Here is a 13,217-nt window from a genome sequence, read left to right on the forward strand (position 1 = left end):
ACCTACGTCCGCGGTTACTATCGCAAGAATGGCACCTACGTGCGCGGGCATACGAGGCGGCGCTAGAACAGCGAAGTTCCTCCGCTTGGAGCGTAGTGGGGGATGTTCTGAGGCACAGACATGCACGAGACGTTAGTGCACTGGCCTGAGCCTCCGGTCTACAACTCCGCACCACTTCATAGGACACAACGCCCGACCCGAGCCGGTGCGGTCCTCCTGACCGTGTGATGAGGGCGACGCGAGCTACGCTTACCAGCGCACCGATTGCATCATCTGCCACGATCGCTGAGTGAACCGTCGGCACCGAGCCAGACCCCGTCCGAGAGATAGACGTCGCCTGCGTCCTCGGACGGCGCGATCGCCGCATACAGATCGTTGAGATCCGTCTTGGTATAACTCAGCTCCATGTGATCGTACGCTTTGAAGAACTGTCGAATTGCTTCAATCAATAGGGCGTCGAGTGTCTCCCCCTCGTACTCACGCTTGATACGACACATTTTCACGTAGCGCCTGCCTGCGTGATCGTGCGCCATCTGAGGTGTGAACCCTCTTTGCCGTGAGAACGCCTCAGCTGCTCGTAGGAGGCGCGGGACATCACGGCACACGAGGATCTCGCCGTCGTCCTCGTCAGCCGTCATGGTCATCATCTGCCATTCCGGCTCCTGGCCCAGAATGCGCAGGTAACCGACAGAACCACGAGTGACTACCCTGTTGGCGAGGCCTTCAAGGCCTTCTTTTTCTGATTGGAAAACTTGGAAGTTGCCATCGTCGAACAGCGGATGGTTCGGGAGGGTAGTTGTGGTCATGGTGCGCGATTCCAAGTAGATAGCGTGATCTGCAGAAAGACTGGAATGGTGTTGATCAAGTTCGACTAGTTGGGAGAAGGCTCTCGTCCAGCGCTGTCGCTCCCCACGCTCGACATGCCGCTTGTTGCGCATCGAGGAATGCCTGCTCATCCTGAACGATATGGCCAAGTGATCGCGCCGCTGTCGCGAATCCTTTCTTCGTCCCGTCGTCCATGCTGCCGGTTTCGACGTTCGCCTTATTGACGATCAGCGCACTCAGCATGGGCCACCCTGCCCGGCGGGCAAAGTCAACGAGGGCCCAAAGGTGGGTGTTCATAGGATATCGGACGTCGTTCCAGTCGCGCCCGTTCGCCTCGGCGACTTGACCGTACGATACGTACCGGCCGTCGGATGCGGCGCGATGCAAGAAGCGGATCGTGATCGCGAGGTCGAGATTGCCGGCGCCACGTCGGTGCAACTCAGCAACAATATTGCTATAACGTGGATCGGCGGTCGCACCCTTCCGTCGATAGTTCGCGACGAGCGTGCTGAGTTCCTTATCGGTGTACGCCGACAACGGACGCGGATTGGCTGTTTGCTTGGCTGTGGTCGCTGAATGCGTCATCGTTGCCCCTGTCGATCGTGACCCTCACGCTTTTTCGAGCACAAACCACACGCATCGCGCGAGAAGAACGTGAAGAAAGGGTAAATGCACGAAGGGTCTTGAAGCTGATCGCTACAGGAGTGGATACTAGATTGTCCGGGTGATAGAGCGCGCTCGCAACCCAGTTGACCGGTTCGCGCTAGGTGGTGCGAGGTTGTAACACTACAGCCCCACCGCCGCCCGCCATGCGCCGCTCGCAACCGCCAGCGCGACGTCGCCGTCCCGGGTCTTCGTGCCGGCGACGGTGATGCCGACGAGCTCGCCGGCTCCATTCAGGACCGGCCCGCCCGAGTAGCCTTGGATGACCGGGCACCGCATTGCTAGGAGGTCAGGAGCTGTCAGTCCCATACTCCGGCAGTCGTGCGCGACGGTGAGGGCATAGGCCCGATCCCGTCCAAAGCCGGCCGCTGATAGCTCGGCTCCCGTCTCCGGCTCGACGTCGGCCACCGGCAAGGGCGTGATCGAGATCGGTGCCGCGTCGGCCAGCACCAGCACGGCCCAATCGCGCGGCGCGGCGACGAGTGTGCGCGTCCCGTCTTGCGCCGGGTCCATACGGATTTCGCTGGCGACCGTCTGGAAGGCATAGGCGCCCCGATCGTAGCCGAGAACGAAGTGGACCGACGAAGGAGCAAGGAACCGTCCCGCTGCACGATTGAACAGGCAGTGCGCGGCGGTCACGGCCATCTGCCGGCTGATCAGGATGCCGGTGCACCGACTGTATGCGGCCGTATTGACCTGACCAACTGCGTTCCAAGGCGGCGCGCTGATGTCGACGCGGTGGCGGGTTCCGTTATCGACCTCCTGCGCGTGGGAAGGCGTTGCGGCGGCGAGAATGGATAGGAGGGCGATCACGATGCGCATGGGTGATCCTTGATAGCCCGTTGCCAGCTTTAACGCGTGTCAAAACGTAGAAGGCCCGCCCGGCGCGAACCGGGCGGGCCTCCTCGTTTATCGTCGGCCTGGTCGCTTCAGGCGACGTAGCTGTCCGAGAACTGCGCCTGCGTGACACCCTGCAGGATGATCACGCCGCCATCCGCGAACACCAGAGCCGCCGACCCGTCGCTCGCCGTCGTCACGCTGTAGGCCTGCCCGCCGACGTTGAGACGGTCGCCCTGGGCGAAGCTGAAGTCGGTGATGATGTCGCGGCTGCCAGCCGTGAACACGAACGTATCCGAGCCCGCACCGCCCGTGTAGACGTTGTCGCCCGGACCGCCCACGAACACGTCACTGCCGGAGCCGCCCGTCATGGTGTCATTGCCGACACCGGCATACACCGTGTTGTTGCCCGTGCCCGAGAAGACGATCACGTCATCGCCGCCGTTGGCGTAGACAAGGTTGTTGCCGTTGCCAGAGATGGTGATCTGGTCGGCCCCATCGTTGGGATCGGTGATCTGAGATCCGCCCAGCACCTGGTTGTTGCCGTTGCCCGTGATCTGGATCACATCGGCGCCCGGGCCGGCCGTCACCTGGTTGGCAGCGTCGTTGCGGATCGTCACTTGATCGTCGCCGACGCCACCGAAGACGCTGGCCGCACCGGTCGAGGTGACGACGATCTGATCGTCGCCGCCGTTGCCATAGACAACCGCCGAGCCAGCCCCCGACACCGAGATCGTGTCACCTGCGTCGTTGGGGTCGAGGAAGCCTGAACCGCCGTAGAGTTGTGCGGTGGTGCCGGCAGAAGGCGTTGCCGTGATCTGGTCGGCGCCAGCCCCGCCGAAGACAGGCGTCGTCGAGGTTCCGACAGCGATGTTGTCGTTGCCCGGGGTGCCCTGCGTTAGGGGCGGCGGCGTGGTGCCGCCGTCCGAAACGATGGTATTGATCGAGACCGTGTCCGAGCCAAGAAGTCCGTTATTGCCTGCTGCGTCGAGGTACGAATTGGCGGCGACGGTCACCGATCCTACACCGTTGAAGCCAGCGCTGGCCGTGAACGTCGCGGTGTAGACAAGAGGGTTGCTTGGATCCACGGCAAGGCCGGAAACGGTGCCGCCAACGGCTGTGATGTCGGCCGCAGTGAAGCCGGTCGGCACTTCGGAGAAGGTGAATGTGACCGCCGAGACGGTATCGCCGACGCTCAAAGCGGCATCCACGATCGCGACGGTGACGGACGGCGCCGTGTTGTCCGTGTTGTTCGTCACATCCGTCGTCGGTACGGCTGCCGCCGCGTTTCCCGCTTGGTCCTGAGTTTCCGTGCCGGTCGGCGAGTAGGAAAACTGGACCTGCTCGCTTTCTAGGACGGGCCGAGCCAAGCGCAGCACGACGGTATCGCCGACGACCTCGACGGTTCGCAGCAAAATTCGATTTCCATCGGCCGTGACAGTGAACGACGAGACGTCTGCCCGTGCGCCCTGACGCAGGAACGAGTCGTAGTCGAGGGTGAGCGTATCACCCACCACTGTCGAGGACTGCAGAACGGGCGGTGTGGTGTCGCCGGTCACATCGACGACGGCATTGATAGTGACCGATGCGAGGTCGTTGCCGGCCCGATCCTGAACTGCGACTGCATCGTCACCAGCGGTGGGATCCGTGTACTGAACGACGATATCACCGCTGGCCGGAGGGGATTGCAGGCCGATGATGACCTCATTCCCCGATATCGTGATTTCGTTGTAGACGGGTTGGCCGCCGATCGTGACCTCGAAGGGGGACGGGTCGATAGTGACGCTCTCGTCCAGTTTCCCGTCGAAGGTCAGGATGATCTGGTTGCCGTTATACGCGGCATAGGTCACCTGAGGAGCAACTGTGTCGATTGTGACGACGGAGGGCGATAGGTTGCCAGGGGTCGAACTGGTGGGGTCGACGGCAGTGAAAACATAGGTTCCGTCTGCCAGCGTCGGGGAGACATAGGAGCCGAACCCACTGGAGTCGGTTTGCGTCTCGGAAACCAGTACGCCGTCGCGGAATATCTGGACCGGCGCGTTTCTGGATCCGTCGACGTAGCCAAAGCCGAACGTTGGTGTCGTATCGGACGTGACGCCATCGAACGGGGTTCCCGTGTCCGAAGAGTTTGCCAAGCCTACGAAAACGCCACTTGGGCCGGATGGAAGAGGAGCCATCTGCAAGTCCTAAGAGGGTGACTGTACCCTGCCGCGCAACCACCCCCTCCGGCTGCGAGCAACGTTCAAATCGACCTACCACGATACGTTGCGTAAGATATCGGGAAAAAGCTGCGGGGTTGTGGTTGTCAGCCGAATTGTTCTGAGGAGAGATCCAAAACGTTGCCGCGCTGGAGCTTATCCTCGGCCAAATGGGCACCAGCACGATTCCCTAATCGAGTTTTCATGACAACCGCCGGGCCTCGAAGAAGGTCGACGATGCGGCCTGTAGGGTCCGTGCCGTCGCGGGGTTCACGCCGACCCGGATCTGGTCGCCCTTCTTGAACCTCTGCGGACCGGTCGTCACCGACATCGCGACCGGATCGCCTGAGGCAAACGTTCCGCTGGTGCCGACGATGGCGTTGCCTGAGGTCGCGTTCTTCTGGATGTTCAAGATGACGCCGCCCGCGCTGCCGCTGGCGCACTGGATGCCGGCGGTGAACTGCCACACCCCGTCCGAGGTGACGGTGAACACCCCGTCGGTCATGTCGTCGCCTGGATTACCCGTCACCTCGTAGAGCCCATCGAACGGGATGATGTTGAGCGTAGCCGCCGACAGGACGCGGTTGGAGTTGCGTTGGAACCGCGCCCCCAAGCCCGGCGACATGTTCTGCGTGCCCTGATCGAGAACCCCATAGTCGACACCTCCGAAAGGCCCATCGGCTTGTTCGTAGCGCTCGTTCGGCCCAACCGTGACCTTTCTGGATCCGGTCGTCAGCCAGACGCCGCCGATATGCGCCGGACAGTTTCGCCGATACAGGTTGCCATCGATCGTGATGTCGTGGCCCTTCTCGATGACGATCGAATTGAAGACCGTGGAGGGATTGCTCGTATCCGAGTTCTCGAAGTGGTTCCCGATGATCGAACCCCACCCGCTGACGTCGCCGCGCACGATGATGCCGGACCCGCCACTGTTGGCGGCGATCAGCTTGTAGAGGACGCAACCCTTCACCGAGAACTGATTGCAATTCTCGATGATGATGCAGGCGGCCGACGCATTGACGTGCGTGTCCGTGACGATGAACAAGGGCCGGCCGGCGTCGTCCTTGAAGCTGATGCCGTTGTTGACGCCGACGATCTGGCTGTTGGTGACGACCGATCCCTCGTTACCCTCGACGATGATGCCGTTCTTCGCGTGGAAGATGTTCACGGTATCGAAGAACGGCCCTGTCGGATGCCCGTAGCCGTTGACCGCACCGACATAGGCGCCGTACTCGGCACCGTAGTTGGGCTCCGAGCCGTTGATCGGACCGTTGAACTGGTAGTCGCGGAAGAGAGCGTCGATCTCGTAGAGGACGGTCACGCCCTTGTTGAAGCCGTCCTTGAACGCACCGACGTAGCCGGCGACCGCAACACCCTCCAGCTTGAACCGCGTGCTGTAGCGGTTGGCGACGACCGGGTTGCCGTTGTTGGGAATGATCTGGTTGGCGAACGAGCATCGAAGCGCCTCGCCCGTGTTCTTCTTCCGGGTGAAGAGGGCGAAGTCCTGGAACAGCATGTAATCCGGCCGGTTCTGGTCGGCGCCGGCGTTGAACTCCAACCCTTCCGTCGTCGCATCCGCTCCCCACACGATCGCCGACTGCGACTTGCCGTAGCCTTGGATGGATATGCCCGTGTTGTTGTAGGAGAAGCGGCGCCGGGCCGTAAAAAGGCCCTGCGGGATGAAGAAGGGCCGCTTCTGCGCGATGGCGCGCGTCAGGTTGGCGTCGATCAGATCGGAGAAGTCCGTCAGGTTCGACCCTTCGACATAGCCGTCCGTCAGGGTGACGACCTGGCCCAAACGCTGGCCGACCGGCACGAACACCGTGGGCGCCCCGACGGGATCGGGCTGGAAGCCCTGTTGCGTGGCGATCAGCCTGCCGTTGCCGTCGAGGCCGGCATAGCCATTGGCTGCGTTCTTGCGAGCGACGTCTTCGGGGGTGTAGCCGAGATCGCCGCCTCCGCCCCCGGCGCCGCCCGGAATGACGTTGGCGGGGAGAAGGCCGTCGGGTCCGAGCGGCGCCAGACCGTTCTGCGCCCCGCGCTGCGCCAGCACGGTCGACACGGCGGCGTCGCGCGCCGCTCCGATCGCGGTTGGTACGCCGTCGAGCTCGTTGTCGAGCGCCAGAAGGTTGGCGCGTTGCGTGTCCAGCTCGCCGCGCAGGCCCGAGACGTCGCCAATGGCAATCGGCAGACCAACCCCACCCCCGCCAGAACCGCCACCCGATCCACCGCCGAGACGGCCGCGGACTTCGGCCGACAGGCTGTCGAGCGTGACGATGCCGCTGCCGAGCTGGCCGTCGGAGCGGCGGATCTGCGCGAGCGCGTCGATCGTCTCGCCGCTGGTGCGTGAGAGGTTGGCGAGTTCGTCGTCGAGCCGCGGCGCCGGCAACGGCGCGCGAGGGTTCGACGTCTGGAAGCCCGAGAAAGAATAGCTCGGGACATACTTCTTGGGGTTAGCCACGGGCGGCCCTTTCTTCGGCTCGTTTCTCCGTTGGCTCCTTCGGGGTCGCAGGGGTTGGGGTGGGGAATGCGTCTGCGTGGATCGGGTGGGCGGTCAGGATGGGGCGCGCATGATCGCTCCCACCGTCTCGCCGTTGCCGTCCTGGTCCTCGACCTCATCGAGGACGTTCAGGACTTGCGTGGCGCGGGCGCCGTAGCGCTGCGTGAGACGGCGGCGCCGCGCGGCACGATCGGCTGGGTTGAAGCGCTCGAGCAAGTCGGCCGCCATCCCCGGTTCGTTCACGACCGACGCGGCAATCGTGTCGATCGCTCGCGCCTGGACTTGCTTCGACCGGTTGCGCAGGAACGTCGACAGGACGTCGATCACCGCGATGCCTGGCGAGAGCTGCCCGCGGTTGACCGAGCGCATACGCGAGGCAATCGATGCGGCCGAGAGTGACGGATCGTACTTGCCGGTCAGCACCTGGCCCGTGCCGCTTGTGCCCGCGGCGCGTGCCCGCCCGCTTCCCTCCGCCGACGCCAGCGCGCCGAACACCTCGCGGATCGCTGCCAGCTCGTCCGGCGCATCGGCGTAAAGCTCTTCGGCGACCGCCGAGCGCTTCGGGTCGGCCAGGAAGTCGCGCAGCTTCTTGCCGTTCCAACGGGTCTCACCGGTCATGCCCTCGGCTTGCATGCGACCGGTCTGGCGAATGTCCGCCCAAAGCGCGGCCTGCGCGTTGCGGCGCGCCTCGGGCGTGCCGCCGGCCGCTTCGACGAGTTGGCGCGCGGCCTGGCGCGGCTCGGACGCGTTCGTGACGGTGCGAATGGCATCGATCGTGCGCTCGTCTCCATAGCGAAGATAGGAGCCCTCCGCCGAGCGGCCCGGCGTCGTCAGATCGCGTCGCATCGTCTCGGCGGTGCGGCGTGCTGTGTCCGCCGTGCGGCCGGTCGCGGCAGCGTCCATGAGCTCGCCGCGCAGATCCGGGAAGCGATCGAACACCCGGCCGTAGGACCGCAGATAGCCCTCGACGTGGTCGGGCTTGCCCAACAGGCCCCGCTTGCCGACGTCGGCCAGGATCTCGTCGCGAATGGCTGCGCGCACGCCCTGCGCCTGGCTGCCCAAGTCAGTCTCGGCGAGAAGGCGATCGATGTTCGATGCCTGCCCGGCGTCCGGCTGCACGAACGTGCGCGCGACCGCACTGTCCGGTTGGACGGGACGACCCTCGCGCGTCGCCAGCGCGCCGGCCAGCGGATCGCCGGGACGGGCAAAGCGCTCGTTGACATTGCGCGACACACCGCGCGCGGTGGCAAGCTGCCCGGCCGTCTCGCCGCCAACCGCATCGTCCAGGAAGCCGTTCAGGCCGTCGATATAGGTCTGCAACACGTCGGCCCGGTTGCGATCGGGCTGCGGGCCGCTGAGGGCGTTGCGCCGCGCCGTCGAGAGCGCCGACGAGAGCGAGGTGATCTCTTGCAGATCGGCCGGCGCCTCGCGGCCGGCGAGCTGCGCGGGGATACCGAGCATCGGACCCATATCCCCGACCACGGCGCGGCGCGCGAGCGGCAGATCGGTGCCGACCTCGCGGAAGCTTTCGGCGAGCGGGGCCGGGTCGACCTCGCCGGAGATGCTGGACCATGCCTGACGCTCGCCGGCCCGCGCGGTGCGCTCGGCGTTGCGGATGCCCGAGCGAACGGTCGCGCCACGCGCTTCTGCGTAGGGGACCGTTGGTGCAAGGCGCTGCTGCGCAGCCTCGATCGCGGCCGTGGCGTCCTCGGCCGTGCGGTCGGCGTCCGCAATGCGCTGATCGACCGATGCCTGGACGGCCGCGCGGAACTGGCCCGGATCGCCGGTCGGAGCCATGGCTTCCATTTGGCGGTTCACGGCGCCCTCGTTGGCCGTGCGGCGCGCGGCGGCTGCGCCGGGGCGTGCGCCGTCGGTGTTGAACGCGAAGGTCGCGAGGCCCGGATCGCGCGTGCGGTCGGCGATGTTCGCGCGGTAGCCTGGAATGGCGTCCTCGACGGGCGCCGGCCGGCGCAGATCCGCGACGAGCCCCGACGTGTCCAGCGTGCCCGTCTCGGCGGCCTGCGCGCCCATGCGGGTAGACGAGTTGATGAGCTGATCGGCGACGGCCTCGCCCACCACGTCGTCGACATAGGCGGACGTTCCGCGCGCAGCGGAGAACAGGTTGCCGACGGCGCCGCCGGCCGCACTGATGCCGCCGGTTGCGAGCGCACCGACGAGCGAGCCCGTGAAGTCAGATGCGAGATTGTCGCCCTCCTGCGGGTTGCCCGCGATCTCGTTCGCGACGCCCGCGCCGGTGCCGGCGCCCATCGCCAGCGTGCCCTCGCGACGCACGAGCTGACCAGGCGCGACCGCGGCCGGCTCGACGAAGGTGCGAAGGGGAGCGGGCAACGCGCGCGAACTCGCCGCACCGAGCCGCGCACCGGCCGCGACGGGACCGGCGAGAAAGGCGGTCGTTGCGCCGACCTCCTGGCCGACGCGGCCCGAGATGCGCTCGGCGGCGTTCTGTGGTTGGTACGGCTCGACACCGAACACGGCAGCGACGGTCTCTCCCATGTCCCGGATCGATTGCGAGCCGCCGAGCGGGCGGTCGCTGATCGGCCCGACGCCCTTAACGCCCGGAAGAAGGTTCGCCAGCATCGGCGCTGCGTTCGCGGCGTCGACCGGCAGGCCGATGACGCCGGCAAGCCCGCGGTTGAAGCCTTCTGCGCCCGAACGCACGAGGCCGGTGGCATGGTCGGCGACCGTGCGCTCGGTTCCCATACCCATGATCGTGTCGACGATGTTGTCCTCGCGCGGCGTCGGCGCGACGGATCCGACGCCGCCGACCGGCACGCCGCCCTGCCAGGGCTGCGACGGTGCGGGCTGGCCGGCCGGCGCCTGCGGTGCGGGCGCGGCAGCACGGCGGGCCTGAGTTTGCTCCCGCGCGACGCGCCGGATCACCTCGTCGGACGTGCCGGCCGGAAATTCCAGGATCGTGCCGTCGAACAGCTCGGCCTCGATCGTGCCCGCGTCGGCGGCTGCGGCAGCTCCGGCCATGGCCCTACTCCCCTACGGTGCGCTTGATCTCGGCGGCGATGCGCGTCCACTGGTCGGTCGCGCGCTCTTCGATGTCCGCTTCCAGCGATGCGTTGTGGGCGGCGTTGCGCAGGATGCGGAGACGCTGGGAGCGGTCCAGGCAGGCCCGTGCCTTGCGTTCGGCCGGCGGGAGCTGCGCGACGTCGAGCCAATCCAGGAAGCTGCGGAAGCCCCGGCGGATGTGCGGCCGCGGGACCCATGCCGGGAAGGTTTCGCAAGCCTTCGCGGCCGCGCTGACGGCGAGATAGCTAAGATCCTCCGCGTCGCGCGCGTCGAGCTGGTGGCGCCCGAAGCGGTCGGCGCCGTAGAGCGCTTCCGACACGTTGCGACCGACGTCCCTCCCTGCCGCGGCGTCGCGGAGGAAGTTGCGGATCATCGCGAGGCGGTGGGCGTAGTCGGCGGCGTCCTTTTCCATGTGCCGAAAGTAGTCGGCGCAGGCGACCAGAAATATCGGGTGGTTTCCGGTTTGGGCGTTGGGGACGGCATGGACGAAGCGTCCAAAAGTTCGGCGCGGCCGGAAATTTGTTCGCGGCGTCGATGCCGTCCCCGCTAGAGCGTTCGGACCGCTACCGGGGGGTGGACCAGGGGTCGGGCCGGGGTGCGGGCATCAGCCGACCGCTTCTAACCGGCAGCGCAACTCTTCCGTCTGACGTCGGAAATCTTCGTCCATCCGCTCCAACTCGCTCGCCGCAGTCGAGCGCGCCGTCGCGTTATCCGACATCAGCATCTCGCGGAGGAAACGCTCGACGCGATCGGCATTGCTTAGGTAGTCAGCGTGCATTCCGATCGATGCGACTTCGATGATGTCAAGACGGACGGTCTCGTCGTCCGCACCGCTTCGGATAGACTTGCGTGCCGCCCTCATCGCTTCGCACGCGTAACGCAATTCCATCGGATGTGCGTTCGTTCTCTCTTTACGCATTTCATTCCTCCCGTTGTTTACCGAGGGAATGTCCAGAAACGAGTACCGGAGAGTCAATATTGATCTTGGCGGCCAACAACGCCATACGAAACAGACAAGATCACTGTTTTACATAGTCGTCAGCTTATGAAGCTTGATCGCGCTACGCAACGTGTTACAACACCATACGCTCATTTGATGTTGTAACACCCGCCCCGTGAGGCCGCCATGAACGCCCCTTCCCGCCCCCTCGTTGCCTACGTCCGCGTCTCGACGGATCGCCAAGGCAAGAGCGGGCTCGGCCTGGAAGCGCAGCGCGCGGCCATCGAACAGTTCGCGGTGGCGCACAGCTATGAGATCGCCCAGACGTTCCAGGAAGTCGAGACCGCGAAGGGCGCCGACGCGCTGGACCGCCGGCCGCAGCTCGCCGCGGCGTTGGCGGCGGCGCGCAAGCTGCGGTGCCCTGTGATCGTCGCCAAGCTCGATCGCCTGTCGCGCGACGTGGCGTTTATTGCTGGCCTCATGGCACAGCGCGTGCCGTTCATAGTGGCCGAGCTCGGCGCCGACGCGGATCCGTTCATGCTCCATGTCTATGCCGCCTTGGCTCAAAAAGAACGCGAGTTGATCTCGCAACGGACGAAAGCCGCGCTGAAGGCGAAGAAGGAGGCGGGCGCGAAGCTGGGCAACCCGAAGAACCTCGGCGAGGCCAGCAAGGCCGGCGCCGCCTCGAACGCGCGCGAGGCCGACGCCTTCGCCGCGAACGTCCTGCCGATCATCAGGAGCGTCCAGGCGGCCGGCACGACCTCACACCGCGCGATCGCCGAGACGCTGAACGCCCGCGCGGTGCGCACGGCGCGCGGCGGTGCATGGTCGGCCGTCCAGGTCGGCCGGATCCTGGCGCGGGCGGCCTAGCCCGCACACACCCAAAACGGGATTTCCCGTTTCGCCCCGCTCGGACCACCACCTTGAACCCTTGCCGCGCAGGGCTTTCAGGACGTTTACGGGCGATTTGCCCACCACCCCCGCACCGGCCGATGCGCAAAAGTGGATGCACACCCCGCAAAGCCCTGCGCCGCAGGCGTTTGAGGCCGATTTCCAGCCTGTAAACGGCCTCCAGACTCTCGACGGCTGCAAGCGTCGTATTCGGTCTAGCCGAAAACGGTTTCGTCCGCTTCGCCGTCCTCTTCGGCCAGTTTGCGTTGCAGCCGCGCGAGGGCGCGCCGGGTTTCCTCGGGGCTCATCTCGTGCGCTTCCTTGTCCAGCCCTTCGTCCTCCTCCTTTCCGAAGCCTCCCAGCGCAGTGGCGCGAAAAATGAGGCCGGCGGCCGTGGCACGCGCAGGCGCGGGAGCCTTCGGATCCCGACAAACCGAGATCGCCGCGTCGGCGGCTGCCTCCAGGCCTTCGGAACCCAACCGCTCCATCACGGCGCGGCGACGATCGTCCAATGTCTTCGGCATATTCTTCCCCTTTCAATCGAAGATGCTGGGAGCCGACGCGGCGTCCGCCTCGGCATTTTTGCGTTCGAGCGCTTCGATCTGCGCGACCAACGCGGCACGCTCTGCGCTTCGCGGCGAAGGTGGCCGTTCCTGGCGGATAAGCTCGCCGGCTTCGCGGTCCCGCTGTCGGCGCGCACGATCGGCGGCGCGCCGTTTCGGGTCGCCGGGCTGATGGCTTCTCTGCCACTCCTCGTAAGCCTGGCGCTCTTCGGGCGTCATCTGCGCGAGGCGAGCCGCACGTTCCTTGCTCTTCCGAAGCTGGTCGCGAAGTTTGCGCTCGGCCTTCTGCGCGGCACGGGAGTGCGAAGGGTTGGGCGGCTGCAGTCTATGCCAGCGAAGCCCGGCACCTGTTTTTCCACCATGTGACGCGCAAACGCCGTTCGGCATAGCCGCCTGCTTGCAGCGCTCGCCCGTGGACTTCGCGGTGGCCGAACAACGCGGGGCAAGGGCACGGGCGGCGTTCAACGCCAAACATTGGCGGCGCCCGATCGCACGGAACCGAGGCGAAGCGGCCCAAACGCGTTGCGCAAGCGTCCGGGGTTTCGTCATGCCGACGCCTCGCTCGACATGCCAGAACAAGTGAGGCCCTGAGGTATCGCGCCAACTCGAAGCCTTAGGCTGTAGCCAGCGTGCTTACGTATTACGGAAGCGGTTCCGCCGAGCCCGAACGCCCGCTCAACCGCTGTTGACGTTGTGGCTTGTGCGCGTGCGGAAACAGAGAACAAGTGCGAGTAAGAGAAGAATACCGTTTTTGGTAATCT

11 protein-coding genes are annotated in these 13,217 nt (G+C 65.6%); 1 reads left to right on the forward strand and 10 read right to left on the reverse strand.

Translation table 11 applies throughout. The features are described from left to right. Positions 1-269: 269 nt before the first annotated feature. The 8 genes from AUL35_RS17795 to AUL35_RS17825 all read right to left on the reverse strand — a co-directional run bounded on the left by AUL35_RS17795 (position 270) and on the right by AUL35_RS17825 (position 10,951). Positions 270-806, reverse strand: coding sequence for a hypothetical protein (locus AUL35_RS17795; protein WP_156418058.1), 537 nt, complete (start codon positions 804-806; stop codon positions 270-272). 55 nt (positions 807-861) lie between these two features. Then, positions 862-1,410, reverse strand: coding sequence for a hypothetical protein (locus AUL35_RS22250; RefSeq protein WP_156418059.1), 549 nt, complete (start codon positions 1,408-1,410; stop codon positions 862-864). Between the two features lie 201 nt (positions 1,411-1,611). Then, entirely contained in the window at positions 1,612-2,310 is a 699-nt protein-coding gene (locus AUL35_RS17800; protein ID WP_062017240.1) for a serine protease, read from the reverse strand. A gap of 107 nt (positions 2,311-2,417) precedes the next feature. Continuing rightward, positions 2,418-4,502, reverse strand: a complete 2,085-nt coding sequence (locus tag AUL35_RS17805) for an Ig-like domain-containing protein (protein ID WP_082666423.1) — start codon at positions 4,500-4,502, stop codon at positions 2,418-2,420. A 223-nt stretch (positions 4,503-4,725) separates the two neighbouring features. After that, positions 4,726-6,984, reverse strand: a complete 2,259-nt coding sequence (locus AUL35_RS17810; protein WP_156418060.1) for a right-handed parallel beta-helix repeat-containing protein — start codon at positions 6,982-6,984, stop codon at positions 4,726-4,728. Between the two features lie 93 nt (positions 6,985-7,077). Beyond that, positions 7,078-10,020, reverse strand: coding sequence for a hypothetical protein (locus AUL35_RS17815; protein ID WP_062017250.1), 2,943 nt, complete (start codon positions 10,018-10,020; stop codon positions 7,078-7,080). A 4-nt stretch (positions 10,021-10,024) separates the two neighbouring features. Next, positions 10,025-10,474, reverse strand: coding sequence for a hypothetical protein (locus AUL35_RS17820; protein ID WP_062017254.1), 450 nt, complete (start codon positions 10,472-10,474; stop codon positions 10,025-10,027). Positions 10,475-10,666: 192 nt separating this feature from the next. After that, a complete protein-coding gene (locus AUL35_RS17825) occupies positions 10,667-10,951 on the reverse strand; it encodes a hypothetical protein (RefSeq protein WP_062017257.1) in 285 nt (94 codons plus the stop codon). Positions 10,952-11,188: 237 nt separating this feature from the next. Here AUL35_RS17825 and AUL35_RS17830 point away from each other — a divergent pair, with 237 nt between their 5' ends. Next, positions 11,189-11,872 (forward strand): recombinase family protein, encoded by a 684-nt coding sequence (locus AUL35_RS17830; RefSeq protein WP_062017260.1) that lies wholly within the window; start codon positions 11,189-11,191, stop codon positions 11,870-11,872. A gap of 236 nt (positions 11,873-12,108) precedes the next feature. Here AUL35_RS17830 and AUL35_RS17835 read toward each other — a convergent pair whose 3' ends face one another. Both AUL35_RS17835 and AUL35_RS22255 read right to left on the reverse strand, forming a co-directional pair. Next, positions 12,109-12,417 (reverse strand): hypothetical protein, encoded by a 309-nt coding sequence (locus tag AUL35_RS17835; RefSeq protein ID WP_062017263.1) that lies wholly within the window; start codon positions 12,415-12,417, stop codon positions 12,109-12,111. A gap of 12 nt (positions 12,418-12,429) precedes the next feature. Next, positions 12,430-12,843 carry a hypothetical protein gene (locus AUL35_RS22255; protein ID WP_156418061.1) on the reverse strand — a complete coding sequence of 138 codons (414 nt, stop codon included), beginning with the start codon at positions 12,841-12,843 and terminating at the stop codon, positions 12,430-12,432. Positions 12,844-13,217: the final 374 nt, after the last annotated feature.

It is taken from the genome of Aureimonas sp. AU4, assembly GCF_001463765.1.
In the GTDB taxonomy this organism is placed as follows: domain Bacteria; phylum Pseudomonadota; class Alphaproteobacteria; order Rhizobiales; family Rhizobiaceae; genus Aureimonas.